The sequence below is a fragment of the Dyella lipolytica genome (assembly GCF_030160075.1).
In the GTDB taxonomy this organism is placed as follows: Bacteria; Pseudomonadota; Gammaproteobacteria; order Xanthomonadales; family Rhodanobacteraceae; genus Dyella_B; species Dyella_B lipolytica.
Genome location: NZ_BSNQ01000002.1, coordinates 119,824 through 136,474 on the forward strand (window position 1 = coordinate 119,824; position 16,651 = coordinate 136,474).

The window sequence follows — 16,651 nt, forward strand, 5'->3', positions numbered from 1 at the left end:
AACGTCGGTGAGCAAACCTGGAACCGTCGTTTACAAAAAAAAGCCGGACTGGTTGCCATGCAATCCAGTCCGGCTCGGTTTACGTTAGATCTCCGATAGCTCAGTGCAGCTCATTGAGTGTCTGATCACGCTCGACCTTGAACACCTTGGCCGGCGGCGCGATCGACTTCATAAGTTTCAGCTGCTTTTTGCCCTGCTCGCAAGCATTGCCACCTGACACAAAGACACCATCCTGCGTGCACTTCCAGTCGTAGAAGTTCTGGATGCCACCGGCGAGCTGCAGGCTGAAGTCAGTACTTAATGCTGCTGCATCGAATGGCACGCCGGCCTCTTCGTTCTGGAACCAGCGCATCCACTCCTTCGAACCGACCGGTGGCACCTTGTCGGGCGCCTGGAAGGTGGGGTTCATCGGCGACAGCTGCGGACTTTCCGCCGTCATGTGGCAACTCAGGCAGGCGCTGACCGGGTTATCCACCGGGCCGTCTAGACGTCCGTTCCATCCCAGATGCGTCGGCGGCAATTCGGGCTTGGCATTGATCGCCGATTCCATGATGGTCGGGTTGATCTTGGTGACGGTGGGCTGCGGGTTGGTGTAGTTGTTGCCGGTATTCTCGGGGTCATTGCCCCACATGACGCCAACCGGCACCAGGTTGTCCCAGCCGGGTTTGCCGGTGACTGCACCGTTGTACTGGAAGGTGCCGAAGATCCAACCCGTACCTGGAATACGCGTATCGCGTACGGCGAAATCCATCTGGATAAGCGCCACGTTCTTGATCTCGCGATTGGCCGAATTGAAGCTGTCTGTGACATAGGCCTGCCACAACACCGGATTCACGAGGAACGGCACCTGCGTCAGGTCGACATCGGCAAACAAGGGTTTGCATACCACGGTGCCGTTGTGAAAGCTGTTGGGTTTCGAGGTGACGGACGGATCGGGATTCTGCGGATCCTTCCATACCCGACCGATCGTATAGCCGCCGATGTCGTTGTAGATGCCGACAGCGAAGGTCTGTCCGGTGGTTGTCTGAGTAGGCGCCAATTGCTTGGACTGAATCTGCGCTTCCTTGGTGAGACCGTGAATGCCTTCACGCCCCAGCGGCCCGTAGTGCTGCCATGGTGCGTGGTACCACTTGCGCACGGTGTTCTTCTGCACATACCAATCGTTTTCGACGTTGCCTTCCAGGCAGTACTTCTTCACCGCTTCCACGTACGGCCGCCATTGCTCGAAGTCGTTGCTCAGCTTTGGCAGCAGCTTGAAGAACGCCGGCGTACCGTTTGGCAGCGTTGCCGGATAGTTTTGGCTCAGTTGGAAGATCGGCCCCGTGTAGCTCGCGGGCGGCTGGTATCCGTAGTCCGGAAAGGTGCCCGCATGAACGGCACCCGCCATCATCACGAGCGCCGCGACGGCACTCATGATACTGCTTTTTTCGAAAAGCATGATGTATCCCCTGTTTGTACGTGTGAATCCCTCACACGAGTGTTACGCCCCTGTGCAAATGGCTCGTCCGACGTAGATAGGACTGACCATTCACGATTCAGCGACGCATAACATCACAGTAGGGGTGTGGGGAGCGCGTGAAATTCGCGCGAGCTAAGCGTGTAGGCGACCGTCTTGCCGCGGACCTGCCTCGACGAGGTTTTCAATCGCTAGGTCCAGTGCACGCGGCATAGCGCTTGCCTTCCACCTGCAGAACGTCGTGCCCATTCACTGCGACATCGCCGGTGTAATGCTCGGGCGAATCCAGATCGATGTGCCCGCGTCCCGCGCGCTTGGGTGTAGCGCCGCAACTCACGTTCCACGCCAAGGCCGTGCTCGTGCGATGTTCGCCATGGCGCTCGCACGCAGCATCGGGAGCCATGACGTCCACAAAGGTCGCCCACGGATCGGCACCGTCATACAGGCATTTCCAAGTCACCTTGGCCTGCCCTGGATGGCCGTCCTTGACCGTGTGCAAGGTGATCTTCCACAAGCCTGGCATGGCCTGAAAGTCGGCCGGATCGGCATGCGCGCCGGAACTGATGGTGCTGGACGCGCCGAGCAGCAACATAGCAGCAAGGGGATTGGACCAGCGGTGCAGGTGACTGACGGATCGTGCGAACAAGCTCATCGTGGGTATTTTCCGATTGGACCGGTCCAGAAACGACATGCCCCGCCCGCCGAAGCGGGCAGGGCATGCATAGCAGGATACTTAGTTCTGTGTTGCAGCAGTGTTTTCGCCAAACCGCCAACCGCGATGGAAGTCGAACATATCCATCAGGTCGCCGATGGCCGGTGCATTGACCGGTACATACGGGTTTTTCCAGGATGCGACCGGGTTCGGCAGGTTGTCGCGGCTACGACGCGAGATGGTCTCATCCAGATCCCAGTTCGCTTCCACGAATTTGTCGAACGACACGTGATCGTAGTACGTGTGCACCACGCGACCGCCGGTGGAGTACTTGGAGATCACCAGCAGCGGAATGCGTGTACCGTCGCCGAAGAAATCGATCGGCTGCACGTAACCGGAGTCGTAGTAACCGCCGCCTTCGTCGAACGTCACCATGATGGCGGTGTCATCCCACAGTTCCGGATTGGCCTTCACCATCTGCACGATCTTCTGCACATAGCCTTCGAACAGTTCCAACTTGGACGAAGACGGATGGCCGTCCAGCAGCCCGTCCGGCTTGGCGATGGAGACCGCCGGCAGCGTACCGTTCTGGATGTCGCTGTACAGGTTGTTGATGTCCTGGTTGTTCGCACGCAAGGTCGGGTTGGTCATGACCTGCGTGGAATACAGGAACGGATCGCAGATGTTGCAGAAGGTACCGGCTTCGCCGGATTCCGTGCCGTTGGCAAAACCTTCGCCGTAGTACTTCCAGCTCACGTTGTGACGCGTCAGCAGCAACGCGAGGTTCTGCTGCTTGGTGGGCGGAATGGTGAACAGCGTGCTACCCAGCGGCGCAGGCGTGCCATCGCCGAGATAGCCTGGGTTGTAGTTGTTCACCAAGTAGTACGCGCCCGCTTTGCAATCCGTGCCGTGGAAGGTGTGGTACGGCAGGCTCTTCAGATAGCTGCGCACAGAGGCCACGCCGGGCTGCGTGTCATCCGCGCAGTTGACGTAGGAGCCGCCGCCGTAACCATCCTGCACCCACCAGTTGTTGGTGCCCGACTGCGAATTCGGATTTTCGATCTGGTTGGTCGGCGGAACGGCAGGGTTGCCATTCGCGTCGGCGTAATAGATCGCATCGCCGAAGCCCAGCATGATGTGGTTGGCACCCGTGCCGCCCATCACCGACTGGTGGAAGTTGTCGCTCAACGCATACTGCTCGGCCAGTTGCTTGAAGTAGGGCGCGTCGCCCTGGGCCATGTTGAGGAACTGCATCGAGGTGGAACCCTCGCCCGTGCTTTCATCGGTGAAACCTGCGGGCTGCGTCTTGCCGTTGTTGCCGGCGCCCATGGTCACTTCCACCCAGGGGAACAGATCGGCGAGGCAGCCGCTGGGATTTTCGCGCGTGGCGTTGCTGACATTGCAATCGAGCTGCTGCCACATCTGGAAGAAGCGATGCACCGGACTATTGGCGTAGTCGTTGTAGCTGATCGAGGCATGCATATCGACCGGCACGTTCGGCAGCGTGGCCGGGAAGCGCGTATCGAGTACATCGTTCGGCAATCCAGTGCCGCCTTCGGCGAGATACGGGTAATAGGCCGTGGGCAACGCCGGTTCGATGGCTTCCGCCGCCGCCGTCGAAGGCAGATACGGCTGGGTCGGTGCGCCGCCCGTGTTCATCGGCGGCAGGTTGGTGTAAGCGCTGGTATGCGTAGGAGCAACCGTGTAATCGCCGGATTGAGTGGCCTGCCACTGCTGCGCCTTGGCCATGTTCTTGCCGGGTGTGCCATCCGCATTCACGATGCCTTCGGAAAGCAGATTGTTCACCGTCTGGCCGGCCGGCGGCGTGTACGTGGCGAATACGTGGTCGAACGTGCGGTTTTCACCGATGAGCAGGATCACGTGCTTGATCGGTGTGCGGGTGTGGTGGCTGTTGTCCCGGTCCGAGCCGGGGCGATACAGCGTCACGACGCCGCCAGGTTGCCCGCTCCGTGGGATGGCCGCCGACGTTGGCATGTTCGCGCGAAAAGTAGTGTCGTTATCTGGACTGGTGGTCTGCGCGTTGGCCAGGCCGGCGAGGCTGGTGACAAGCGCGCCTATGGCAAAAGTTTTCAACCGGGTACGGCTGAACTTCGTAAGCATGACTGGTTCTCCTGCTGGCGTTCTACCAGAGCCTGCAATCGAGTAATCCCCCTGATTACGGTCTACGCGTGTTGACCACTCGTAGTCCGCTAGGAAGTGTGGTCCTCGTAGATGACGTAACGTTGGCAGGGGCGCGACATGTCGTCATCGTGTGATGACAATGTTGCGACAAATGTGACATCCGCACGACGGCGCATTCACGCACTCTTTATGAATGTGCGGGCAAGACCACGTACGGCCGCATCATGTCGTTGTCTTCGTGCTCGAGGAAATGGCAGTGCCACACATAGCGGCCTGGCTCGCCTTCGAAACGCATGGCGATGCGCGTGACCATGCCTGGGTCGGCGCGTACGGTATCTTTCCAGCCTGCTTCATGCGGTGGTGGCGGTTCTGCAGGCCCGGTGTATTTCAGTGTGCGATGCGCGTTCCATGCGAACAGATCGAACGGCCGCCGATCGACGATCTGAAAACGCACCAGATGCAGATGGATCGGATGCGCATCGCCGGTGAGATTGACGAAGCTCCAGGTCTCGATGCTGTTCTGTCGCGGGTTTTCGGTGATCGGATCGGACCAGTGCTTGCCGTCGAGCAACATCATCATGGCGTTGCCGTTGGCGTCGTCAACTTCGTTCAACGTCAATACGCGATCGCGCACAGCGCTGGCAGGATCGATGCGTGGAATGTTGCGCAGCGCCGCGGGTAGTGCGGCCGTGGTGCCGCGGCCGCTATTTTTCACTCGAAATTCCAGAATGCCTTGCGCCTGATGAAGCAGTTGTACGGATTTCCCGGCCAGGGCGGAGAAATCGATCACGACGTCGGCACGTTCGGCCGGATACAACTCGATTCGCGCACGCTCGAGCGGTGCGGATAACAATCCTTGATCGCTGCCGATCTGCTGGAACACGTGATCGTGCGATAGCGAGAGATCGAAGAAGCTGGTGTTGGCGACGTTGATCAGTCGCAAACGGTAAGGCCTAGGCTCAACCTCGACATACGGGAAGATCTTGCCGTTGCACAGCGGCAGATTGCCGTTGCACTGCATGACCCACGGTGCGGAGGGATCTTCCGACACGGGGTAATAGAGCTGGCCATCCTGCGCGAGCAGGCGATCGCAAAGGACCAACGGTATGTCGTATTCACCCGTCGGCAACCCCAGCGCCTGCTCTTCCGCATCGCGCACGATGAACGTACCGACCAGTCCGGCATAGATATTGAGCCGGGTGATACCCATCGCGTGATCGTGATACCAGAGCGTGGCCGCGTCTTGCGCGTTCGGATAGTGATAGAGCGCCGAATGACCGGGTGTGTACCAGTCTTCCGGATAGCCATCGGCATCCGCTTGGACACGTGCGCCGTGTACATGCGTGACCACGCGCACGTCGGGTTTGTCGTGCTCGGCGCCGTGGATGTTGTGGTCGATGGGAAGGAAATGCTGCGTCGGCAGCGCATTGACCCATTCGATCAGCAAAGGCTCGCCGCGCCGAGTTTCAAACGTCGGGCCAGGAAACAAACCGTCGTAGCCCCACAGCGGCGTGGGTGGCACGTCACGATGAAGACGTGCTTTGAACGCGCGCATTTCCATGCGGTAGTAAGGCAGCTCGCGGCCTGGATACGCCGGATGTGCGCGATGCCCGACGGAACGCGCGATCGGCGGAACGGGCAACGGATCGACGAAGCGCGCCAGCGACGTGGGATTGATCAGCGGAACCTTGGGCGCCGCCAGCTTCGGCATGCTGGAACGCATAGGCATGCTCATCTGCGCTGGAGCGAATGCCTTCGCCGTACGCCAAACATCGGCAAGCGCATAGGCACCTAACAGGCTGCCGGTGCTGCGCAAGAAGCCTCGCCGCGTCAGCGTCATGCCTGGTCCGCCTGACCGCGACGATCGTGAAATAAATGACTCATCCCGGTCACCCTAAGCAGCGGGGATGACAGAATTGTGGCAGCGATGCGTGAATCGCGGTGAGCAGAAAAGACAACGGGCGCCGAAGCGCCCGTTGTTTCGCACAGTATGCAGACGCGATCAGATCGCGTAGTACATCTGGAATTCCAGCGGATGCGTGCTGGCGCGGTAGCGAGTGACTTCCTGCATCTTCAACGCGATATAGGCGTCGATGAAGTCGTCGTTGAACACGCCGCCGGCCTTGAGGAAGTCGCGGTCCTTGTCCAGCGCTTCCAGCGCGGCGTCGAGACTGGAGCACACCTGCGGGATGTTCTTCTCTTCTTCCGGCGGCAGATCGTAGAGATCCTTGTCGGCCGGCGCACCCGGATCGATCTTGTTCAGGATGCCGTCGAGGCCGGCCATCATCAGCGCGGTGAAGGTGAGGTAACCCGACTGCATCGGATCGGGGAAGCGCACTTCGATGCGGCGACCCTTCGGGCTGGACACATACGGAATGCGGCAGCTCGCCGAACGGTTGCGCGCCGAATAGGCCAGCATCACCGGGGCTTCGTAGCCCGGCACCAGGCGCTTGTAGCTGTTGGTGGTGGAGTTGGCGAAGGCGTTGATGGCCTTGGCGTGCTTGAAGATGCCGCCGATGTACCACAGCGCCGTCTGCGACAGACCGCCGTACAGATCGCCCGCAAACAGATTCTTGCCGTCCTTGCTGAGCGACTGGTGCACGTGCATGCCGCTGCCGTTGTCGCCGACGATCGGCTTGGGCATGAAGGTGACGGTCTTACCGTTCTGGTGCGCGACGTTGCGAACGACGTACTTCATCGTCATCAGCTCATCGGCCTTCTGCACCAGCGTGTTGAATTTCACGCCGATCTCGCACTGGCCCGCGTTGGCGACTTCGTGGTGGTGCACTTCCACGCTCTGGCCGAGCGATTCGAGCACCTTGCACATGTCGGCGCGCAGGTCGCCCAGCGAGTCGACCGGGCTGACCGGGAAATAGCCGCCCTTCACGCCCGGACGATGGCCGCTGTTACCTTCGTCGTACTTGAAGCGCGAACTCCACGCGGCTTCCTGCGATTCGATTTCGTAGAACACGCGGCCCATGTCGTTCTGCCAGCGCACGGAATCGAAGATGAAGAATTCTGGCTCCGGACCGAAGAAAGCGGTATCGGCAATACCCGTCGACTTGAGGAAAGCCTCGGCGCGCTTCGCGATGGAGCGCGGGTCGCGGCCGTATGCCTGCATGGTGCTCGGTTCCAGCACGTCGCAATGCAGGATCAGCTGCGTGTGGCCGCTGAACGGATCGAGGTAGGCCGTAGCCGGATCGGGCAGCAACACCATGTCCGACTCGTTGATGCCCTTCCAGCCCGAGATCGAGGAACCATCGAACATCTTGCCGTCCTCGAAGGTCGACTCGTCGATGGTGTGCGAGGGGAAGGTCACGTGATGGTGCTTGCCGAGCATGTCGGCGAAACGCAGGTCGACGAACTCGACGTCATGTTCTTGGATTAGGTCGAGTACTTTCTTGGCGGCGGACATGGGAAAACCTCAGATGGGTTGAACGGGCACGCGTGCATATTGGCAAGCTCCGTACCAACTGCACAAGCCAAACAAAATCAATCGTTTAAATCGCTCTTACGGGTTGACAGTATGCTTTATTGCACCAACTTGGAACGCCAAATGCAATATTTTGGTGCGGAACGGGTTAAGGCCTCAGATGCGCAAGAGCCTCCCGTAAGGGTGCCACGGAAATATTGATGAACCCGTTCAACGGAGTATCCATCTCCAGGATGACAAAAATCGCACCCGCCGCCGAGAACGCGCACATCAGAAAGAAGAAGATCACCGTGCCGTTGTGAGGCGCAAATAATCCGAAAGCGCCGAAGATGATCGACAGCCAAGCCACCAGTACAAACAGCAATGGCACGGGAATCGAGCCTCGCCTCTGCAGCAGCGCAAGCCAGCGCGCGGTGAACACGTCATCCGCAAGGGAGATGCAGCGCGCCTGAAGTTGTTGCTGCATGGCCGTCTTGGGCGTGAGCTGCGCCAGCTCGCGTTGAAAACTTTCGATTTTGCCAACCAGCTCTGGATTTTCAAGCTGCGCGAGTTTTTTGGGATCGCCCGATCCAAGCATGTCCACCCATGTCGCATAGCTTTGTTTGAGCTGTTCGCGCAGGCCTTGCGTTTCTGGGCCGTACTGCTCCAGGGTGCGATCGAGCCGAATGATGTTGACGGCATTGCGCACGAGATCGGCGTTGACCGTATCGAAGGAATTCTTTGCCGACGAAATCAGCAGTCCAAGCACGAGCGCAGCGATGGTCGCGATAAGACCCGTCGCAAGCTTGATCGAACTGGTGGACTCGTCGCTGAAATGATGTTTCGGAAGCCGCTTGTGCAGCTCCAGGCCAAGCAAGGCCATCGCGAACACCCAGATGAAAACGGCCATTGCAATCAGCAGATGAACCATGGGGCCCTCTCCGAAAGTACAACGCGCACGTTACGTCGTTCTCGATAGCCTGCGGTGGTCACGTTGGTACGTCGGCGACCATCGCCCTTGATGCCTCGGCGATGGTACTCCCGTCTATCAACCACGGCGCCGATAGCCGCTATGTCCGCGGTAGCGAATGCACGTAAGCTCCAGCCTGCGCCCTACCTAACCTACGTGAGATATCGCGCCATGCCTGATCTGATCCGCGTCATTGTGCTGGGCATCATCGAAGGCGTTACCGAATTCCTGCCGATCTCCAGCACGGGGCATCTGCTTATCGCCGAAGACTTCGGCCTGGGCGCACGCTCCGAACTCTTCAACGTGGGTATCCAGGCCGGTGCCATCCTTGCGGTTACGCTGATTTATTGGAAGCGTATTTGGCAGTTGCTGACACAGTGGCAGGAGCGCGGCAATCGCGATTATCTCTTCAAGTTGGTGACCGCCTTTGCGATCACGTGCGTGCTCGGCGTTGTCGTCACGCACTACGGCTTCAAATTGCCGGAAACGATCACGCCCATCGCATGGGCGTTGCTGATCGGCGGCTTCTGGATACTGGGTGCCGAAGCGATCGCCGCACGACAAGCCGACCGCAAGGAAGTGACCTGGCGCGTGGCCATCCTGGTCGGCATCGCGCAGATCGTGGCGGGCGTGTTTCCCGGCACGTCGCGTTCGGGCGCCACGATTTTTACGGCGATGCTGGCAGGTACCAGCAATCGCCCCGCCGCCACCGAATTCTCGTTTCTGGTCGGTATACCGACGATGTATGCCGCCACCGGCTACGAGCTGCTGAAAGTGCTTAAGCACGGGGCCGCGGCGCACGAGGATTGGACCGCGCTGATCGTCGGCTTCGTGGTGTCGTTGATCGTGGCGTTTGTCGCGGTGAAATGGCTGCTCAGTTATATCCGCACGCACCGCTTCACGTGGTTTGCGGTGTATCGCATTGCACTGGGCATCGCGCTGTTGGCGCTTATTCCGGCCGGTGCCTGAGAGCCAGTCCTCCTGGCTCTGAGACGTTACTGGGTTCGCGAACCCGGCTTTGCGCGCGCAGGTGGACGGAAGGCTTCAACCACCGGCCCAGGCGCCACATGACACACCGACTCGAAGGGACGCTCGAACAACTCGCGCGCCCATTCGATAAACGCTTGCACGCGCGCGGACAGATGTTTCTTCTGCGGATAGACGATCCACACCGACTTACCGGTGGAGTTGGTGTCGGTCATGATCGGCTCGAGTTTGCCCAGGTCGAGCATGCAGGCTGCCAATACATGCGGTGCCTGGATGATGCCCAGCCCTGCCACTGCCGCCTGGATCACCGATTCGCCGTCGTTGATCAGCATGTGCGCATTGACGTCCACTTCTAGCCGGCCATTGGGCGTGTCGAACTGCCACTGCCGTGGACGGCCGTTAGGGTAGACGTAGTTGATGCAGCGATGATTCTTGAGGTCTTCGATGCTGGTCGGCGCGCCGTGGCGTTGCAGATATTCCGGCGAAGCCAGCAGCACGTTGCGGAAATAACCGATCTTGCGTGCGATCAGGCTGGAATCCTCCAGCTCGCCCATGCGGATGGCGCAATCCACCCCCTCCTCATTGAGGTCGTAGGGGAAGTCGCACATCATCAATTCGAGCCGGATATCCGGATAGCGGCGCTCGAACTCGTTGAGCTGGGGAATGATCGCCGCCCGGCCCACGGACACCGACATGCCGACCCGCAATTTGCCCTTGGGCTTGCGGTGGGCATAGCCCAGCGCCTCGGTCGCTTCGGTGAGATCGGCGAGGATCTCCTTGCAACGTGCATAGAACGAGGCCCCATCGTCCGTTAACCGCAACGCACGGGTCGAGCGGAACAGCAGCCGGGCGCCCAGGTGTTCTTCCAGGCGGGATACGGCGCGGCTGACGCCCGAGGGGGTCATGCCCAGTTGGGCGGCCGCGCTCGCAAAACTTTTCGCTTCGACGACGCGGACAAAGGCTGATATAGCTGAAAAGTCTTCCATGGGACCGATTATGCACCCATTCGTGATTCTGAGTCATGAGTGGCATGCGCAAGAAACGGATTTTCTAAACTGTACGGTATACCCATTATTCGTTTCCCCATCGTGCTGCATTGCGGCACGACCATCTCCAGGGAGCGAATAGTAATGTTGAAGAAAGCCATCTTGGCCGGTCTCGTCGTTGCGGCGGTTGCCGGCAGTTGGGCGTTGTTGGGCAACCACGGCGCCCATGCGCAGTCCGCCACCCCAGGCGGCGGGCCGCTCGAAGTCACGGTAGCCCAGGCCATGCTGCGGCCGATCAGCGACAGCGCCGAATTCACCGGCCAGTTGCAGGCGGTGGACACCGCCGACGTGCGGCCACGGGTCGGCGGCTACGTGGAATCCGTGCAGTTCAAGGAAGGTGCCGAGGTCCATCAGGGCGATGTGCTGTTCCGCATCGACCCGCGTCCGTTCCAGGCCGAAGTGGATCGACTGAGCGCCAACCGCGCCCAGGCGCAGGCGCAATTGGGGCTGGCCCAGGCCAACGCGGCACGCGCCAAGCGTCTGCTTGCGGCGCATGCGATCTCACAGGAAGACGCCGACAGCATGAGCACGGGCGAGCAGAGCGCCAATGCTACGCTGGCGGCCGCCACGGCGGCACTCGCCTCGGCCAAGCTCAATCTCGACTGGACCCAGGTGCGTGCGCCGATCGACGGTCGCGTCAGCAACGCCCGCATCATGCAAGGCAATCTGGTCACCAGCTCGGACGTGCTGACCAGCGTGGTGTCGGTGAATCCGATCTACGTGTACTTCGACGTGGACGAGCAGACGTGGCTCAAGTTGGATCGCCTGCGCCGCGAGGCGACGAAGAACGGTCACACCGCGCGCATCGAAGCGGCCATGGCGTTGTCGGACGAGCAAGGCTATCCGCACACCGGGCGCATCGACTTCGTCGATAACCAGTTGCGCGTCGGCTCCGGCACGATGCGGCTGCGCGCCGTCTTCGACGACGAAGGCGGGTTGTTGACGCCAGGTCTCTATGCGCACGTGCATCTGCAAAGCGGCCAGCCGCATCCGCGTCTGCTGGTCGACGATCGCGCCGTCGGTACCGATCTCAGCAACCAGTTCGTCTACGTGGTCGATGGGCAGCACAAGGTGCAGTACCGCAAGGTCGACACCGGCCCGCTGTTTCACGGACTGCGCGTGATCGACAGCGGCTTGAATCCTGGTGACGTGGTGGTGATCAACGGTCTGCAACACGTGCGCCCAGGCGCCGAAGTGGTACCGCAACAAGTGGCGATGGATGCCCGTCTCGACCCGCAAGACAAGGCGCTGGTGGATGCCGCCGCGACCGATCCCGATGGAAATGACGCGCGCACGGCGCAGGCCGTTACGACTGCACCGAAGCGCCCGCAAGGCTAAATCATGAAGAACATTGCACAGTTTTTCGTCGACCGGCCAATCATGGCCGCGGTGCTCTCGCTGATCTTCGTGATCGCCGGCAGCATCGCGGTGTTCAAACTGCCGATCAGCGAATACCCCGAAGTCGTACCGCCCACCGTCGTGGTGCACGCCAGCTATCCCGGCGCCAACCCCGAGGTGATCGCCGAAACCGTCGCCACGCCGCTGGAAGAACAGATCAACGGCGTGGAAGGCATGCTCTACACCGCCTCGCAGGCCACCAGCGACGGCACGATGACCTTGACCGTGACTTTCGCGCTGGGCACCGATCTCAACAACGCGCAGGTGGAAGTGCAAAACCGCGTGTCACAGGCCTTGCCGAAGCTGCCCGAAGAAGTGCAGCGGCTGGGCGTGACCACGCAGAAGAGTTCGCCTGATCTCACCATGGTGGTACATCTCACCTCGCCCGATAAGCGTTACGACATGCTCTATCTGTCGAACTACGCGCGTCTGCATGTGAAAGACCAGCTGGCCCGCCTCGACGGCGTCGGCGACGTGCAGATCTTCGGCGCAGGCGAATACAGCATGCGCGTGTGGCTGGATCCGCAGAAGCTGGCCCAGCGCAACATGACCACCGGCGATGTGGTGCATGCGATTCAGGAGCAGAACGTTGCCGTGGCCGCCGGTGCACTGAATGCGCCGCCAGTACGGAGCAACACGGACTTCCAGCTCAACATCAACACGCAGGGACGTCTGAGCACGGTCGAGGATTTCCGCAACATCATCGTGCGCACGGACGCAAACGGCAGCGTCGTGCACTTGAGTGATCTCGCGCGAGTGGAACTAGGTTCCAACCAGTACGCGCTGCGCAGCTTGCTCAACAACCAGCCGGCGGTGGCGGTGCCGATCTTTGCGCGTCCTGGTTCCAATGCGATCCAGATTTCCAACGAAGTGCGCGCCACCATGGCGCAGCTGAAGAAGGAATTCCCGCAAGGCGTCGACTACAGCATCGTGTACGACCCGACCGTGTTCGTGCGCGGTTCGATCGAAGCAGTGGCGCACACGCTGCTGGAAGCGATCTTCCTGGTAGTGCTGGTGGTGATCCTGTTCCTGCAGACCTGGCGCGCATCGGTCATCCCGCTGGTGTCGGTGCCGGTGTCGCTGATCGGCACGTTCGCGGTGATGTACCTGGTGGGCTTCTCGCTCAACGCGCTGTCGCTGTTCGGCCTGGTGCTGGCAATCGGTATCGTGGTGGACGATGCGATCGTCGTCGTCGAAAACGTCGAACGCAATATTGAACTCGGCTATTCGCCGCGCGATGCAACGCGACGCGCGATGAATGAAGTGACTAGCCCCATCGTTGCGACCGCGCTGGTGTTGTGTGCGGTGTTCATCCCCACCGCTTTCATCAGCGGCCTGACCGGCGAGTTCTACCGCCAGTTCGCGCTGACGATTGCGATCTCCACCGTGATCTCGGCGTTCAATTCGCTGAGTCTTAGCCCGGCGCTCGCCGCTGTGCTGCTGAAAGGCCACGATGCGCCGAAGGATCGCTTCACTCTGCTGATCGATCGCGCGTTTGGCTGGCTGTTCCGTCCGTTCAACAAGCTGTTCCATCGCGGTTCGGAACGTTACGTCGGCGGCGTGCGGCGCATCGTTGGCAAGGGTCCGGTCGCCCTGGTGGTGTATGCCGGCCTGATCGGCCTGACCTGGTTCGGCTTCAACCATGTGCCACTGGGCTTCGTGCCGGCGCAGGACAAGCAGTACCTGGTGTCATTCGCGCAGCTGCCGGATGCAGCATCGCTGGATCGCACGGAAGACGTGATCCAACGCATGTCGGCTATCGCACTGAAGCAGCCGGGTGTGGAAAGCGCGGTGGCCTTCCCCGGCCTGTCGATCAACGGTTTCACCAACAGCACCAACGCGGGCATTGTGTTCGTGACGCTGAAGCCGTTCGAGGAACGGCGTGATCCGTCCTTGTCGGCGGGTGCGATTGCCGGTGCGCTGAACCAGAAGTTTGCATCGATCCAGGATGCGTACATCGCGATCTTCCCACCGCCGCCGGTACAGGGCCTGGGCACGATCGGCGGTTTCCGTATCCAGATCGAAGACCGTGGTCAGCTTGGTTTCGATGAGTTGTTCAAGCAAACGCAGAACTTGATTGCGCAGAGTCAGAAGACGCCAGCGTTGGCCGGCCTGTTCTCCAGCTACCAGGTGAGCGTGCCGCAGATCGACGCCGATGTGAATCGCGAAAAAGCGAAAGCGGAAGGCGTGGATCTGGCCGACGTGGATGAAACCATGCAGGCCTATCTGGGCTCGTTGTACGTCAACGACTTCAACCGCTTCGGACGCATCTATCAGGTGAACGTTTCGGCCGAACCGGGTTCCCGTCATGAACCGCAGGACATCCTGCAGCTCAAGACGCGTAACGCGAAGGGCGACATGGTGCCGCTGGGTTCGTTCGTTACCGTGCGGCGCACGGCCGGCCTCGAGCGCGTGATGCACTACAACGGCTACGCCACGGCGGAAATCAACGGCGGTCCGGCACCGGGCTTTAGTTCCGGCCAGGCACAAGCGGCGATGGAGAAGCTCGCGGCGGACAACCTGCCCAACGGCATGAGTTACGAATGGACCGAGCTGACCTATCAGCAGATCCTGGCGGGCAACACGGCGATTCTGGTGTTCCCGCTGTGCGTGCTGCTGGTGTTCCTGGTGCTGTCGTCGCTGTACGAAAGCTGGTCGCTGCCGCTGGCGGTCATCCTGATCGTGCCGATGGTGTTGCTGTCCGCGATTGCCGGCGTGTGGATGTCCGGTGGCGACAACAACATCTTTACCCAGATCGGCTTGATCGTGCTCGTCGGCCTAGCGTGCAAGAACGCTATCCTGATCGTGGAGTTCGCACGCGAACGCCAGCATGAAGGCATGAGCCGTCACGACGCGGTGCTGGAAGCGGCTCGCCTGCGACTGCGCCCCATTCTGATGACCTCGATCGCTTTCATCATGGGCGTGGTGCCGCTGGTGACCTCGCACGGCGCGGGCGCAGAGATGCGTCATGCGATGGGCGTGGCGGTGTTCTCCGGCATGCTCGGCGTCACCATCTTCGGTCTCATCTACACGCCGCTGTTCTACGTGCTGATCCGCGCGGTGGTCGAACGCCGCGAGGCACGCAAGCAGCAGCATGCATCCGCCTTGCCCGCTTTGGAGGGCCATTGAGATGACACGTTTTATTCGTAACACCGCCCTGTTCGCCGCACTCGCGCTGGCCGGATGCGTCAGCGTGGGACCGGACTACAAAGCGCCGGCGACGCAAACGGCAAACGTGCAGGGTATCGACGCGGCGCGCGAAAGCGCCGCGCAGTTCCAAGCTACGTGGTGGGAGCAATTCCATGATCCAGTGCTGGATGCGTTAATCCAGCACGCTGCGAAGGGCAGTCTTGATCTGCGCATTGCGGCGGCACGCCTTCACGAATCGCGTGCGCTGCTCGGCAGCGCGAAGTCCGATCAGTTGCCGACGATCGACACTGACCTTGCTTACAGTCGCGCGATGGAGCAACAACCCGGCTTCACTAAGCAACGCGTCGCCATCACTACTTACGAAGCGGGCTTCGATGCTTCGTGGGAAGTGGATCTGTTTGGCGGCGTGCGGCGCTCCGTCGAGGCGGCGCGCGCCGATCTCGGCGCCAGCGAAGCTTCGCTGCACGATGCACAAGTGAGCCTGTTTGCCGAGGTGGCGCGCAATTACTTCGAGTTGCGCGGTACACAGCAACGGCTGGCCATTGCACAGCGCAATATCGCCAATCAGGGCGATACGTTGAAACTGATCCAGACACGTGCCGAGATCGGTACGGCGTCGGAACAGGACGTAGCGAGCGCCAGCGCACAGCTAAGCGCCGCCAAGGCGCAGCTGCCGGTGCTGGATTCGCAGGCCCGTGCCTACGAGTACCGGCTTGCGGTGCTGGTCGGCGAGCGCCCCGGTGAGCTGGATGTCGATGTGTCGCCGACGTCATTCAAGCCGATCGCTGCGGTGCTGCCGATCGGCGACGCGGGCGATGTATTGTCGCGTCGTCCCGATGTGCGTGTGGCGGAACGGCAATACGCCGCCGCTAACGCGCGCATCGGCGTCGCCAAGGCGGATTTCTTCCCGCATATCTCGCTGGGCGGTTTCTTCGGCTTTCTGGCCGGTCAAAGCAACGACTTCGGCGGTCCCGCATCGCGCGCATGGTCGTTCGGACCCAGCATCACCTGGTCCGGCCTCAATGTGGAGCGCGTGCGTTCCAATTTGCACGCGAGCGAAGCGCGTGCCGATGCAGCCGAAGCGAATTACCAGCGCACCGTGCTGCAGGCGATCGAGGATGTCGACAATGCCGTGGTCGGCTACAACGCCGAGCACGCGCGCGTCGAGCAGTTGATCGCGCAGAGCGAGCAAAGCCGCCGTGCTGCCGATCTGGCGCGTATCCGCTATCAGGAAGGCGCTACGGGTTATCTCGAACTGCTGGATGCCGAACGTGTGCAATTGGCGGCCGAGGATGATCTGGCTCAATCGGAAAGCGCGATCGACACCCGTGCCGTGGCTTTGTACAAGGCGCTCGGCGGTGGCTGGCAGGCGTGTAACGATGCACGCTGCACGCAAGTGGCGGAGTCTGTTGCCACTGCACCGTAACGTAAGTTACGT

General features: G+C 60.8%; 11 protein-coding genes. 4 read left to right on the forward strand and 7 right to left on the reverse strand.

What is annotated here, in order from left to right; all coding sequences use genetic code 11:
- Nucleotides 1-100: 100 nt before the first annotated feature.
- The 6 genes from QQL64_RS01100 to QQL64_RS01125 all read right to left on the reverse strand — a co-directional run bounded on the left by QQL64_RS01100 (nt 101) and on the right by QQL64_RS01125 (nt 8,593).
- Nucleotides 101-1,414, reverse strand: coding sequence for a hypothetical protein (locus QQL64_RS01100; protein WP_284395175.1), 1,314 nt, complete (start codon nt 1,412-1,414; stop codon nt 101-103).
- 226 nt (nt 1,415-1,640) lie between these two features.
- Nucleotides 1,641-2,108 (reverse strand): hypothetical protein, encoded by a 468-nt coding sequence (locus tag QQL64_RS01105; protein WP_284395176.1) that lies wholly within the window; start codon nt 2,106-2,108, stop codon nt 1,641-1,643.
- 81 nt (nt 2,109-2,189) lie between these two features.
- On the reverse strand, nt 2,190-4,229 hold the full coding sequence (locus QQL64_RS01110) for an alkaline phosphatase family protein (protein WP_284395177.1): 2,040 nt from the start codon (nt 4,227-4,229) through the stop codon (nt 2,190-2,192).
- A 208-nt stretch (nt 4,230-4,437) separates the two neighbouring features.
- On the reverse strand, nt 4,438-6,090 hold the full coding sequence (locus QQL64_RS01115) for a multicopper oxidase family protein (RefSeq protein ID WP_284395178.1): 1,653 nt from the start codon (nt 6,088-6,090) through the stop codon (nt 4,438-4,440).
- Nucleotides 6,091-6,252: 162 nt separating this feature from the next.
- Nucleotides 6,253-7,665 (reverse strand): type I glutamate--ammonia ligase, encoded by a 1,413-nt coding sequence (glnA, locus tag QQL64_RS01120; RefSeq protein ID WP_284395179.1) that lies wholly within the window; start codon nt 7,663-7,665, stop codon nt 6,253-6,255.
- A 166-nt stretch (nt 7,666-7,831) separates the two neighbouring features.
- Nucleotides 7,832-8,593: a bestrophin-like domain gene (locus QQL64_RS01125; RefSeq protein WP_284395180.1), complete on the reverse strand. Its 762-nt coding sequence runs from the start codon at nt 8,591-8,593 to the stop codon at nt 7,832-7,834.
- A gap of 210 nt (nt 8,594-8,803) precedes the next feature.
- On the opposite strand from QQL64_RS01125, the gene QQL64_RS01130 reads away from it, so the two are divergent.
- Nucleotides 8,804-9,601, forward strand: a complete 798-nt coding sequence (locus tag QQL64_RS01130; RefSeq protein ID WP_284395181.1) for an undecaprenyl-diphosphate phosphatase — start codon at nt 8,804-8,806, stop codon at nt 9,599-9,601.
- A gap of 26 nt (nt 9,602-9,627) precedes the next feature.
- Here QQL64_RS01130 and QQL64_RS01135 read toward each other — a convergent pair whose 3' ends face one another.
- Nucleotides 9,628-10,605 (reverse strand): LysR family transcriptional regulator, encoded by a 978-nt coding sequence (locus tag QQL64_RS01135; RefSeq protein WP_284395182.1) that lies wholly within the window; start codon nt 10,603-10,605, stop codon nt 9,628-9,630.
- Between the two features lie 144 nt (nt 10,606-10,749).
- Between QQL64_RS01135 and QQL64_RS01140 the strand changes: the two genes are divergently transcribed.
- The 3 genes from QQL64_RS01140 to QQL64_RS01150 are packed head-to-tail and all read left to right on the forward strand — an operon-like array spanning nt 10,750 to nt 16,639.
- Nucleotides 10,750-12,003 carry an efflux RND transporter periplasmic adaptor subunit gene (locus tag QQL64_RS01140; protein ID WP_284395183.1) on the forward strand — a complete coding sequence of 418 codons (1,254 nt, stop codon included), beginning with the start codon at nt 10,750-10,752 and terminating at the stop codon, nt 12,001-12,003.
- A gap of 3 nt (nt 12,004-12,006) precedes the next feature.
- On the forward strand, nt 12,007-15,192 hold the full coding sequence (locus tag QQL64_RS01145) for an efflux RND transporter permease subunit (protein WP_284395184.1): 3,186 nt from the start codon (nt 12,007-12,009) through the stop codon (nt 15,190-15,192).
- A gap of 1 nt (nt 15,193) precedes the next feature.
- Nucleotides 15,194-16,639 (forward strand): efflux transporter outer membrane subunit, encoded by a 1,446-nt coding sequence (locus QQL64_RS01150; protein ID WP_284395185.1) that lies wholly within the window; start codon nt 15,194-15,196, stop codon nt 16,637-16,639.
- Nucleotides 16,640-16,651 lie beyond the last annotated feature (12 nt).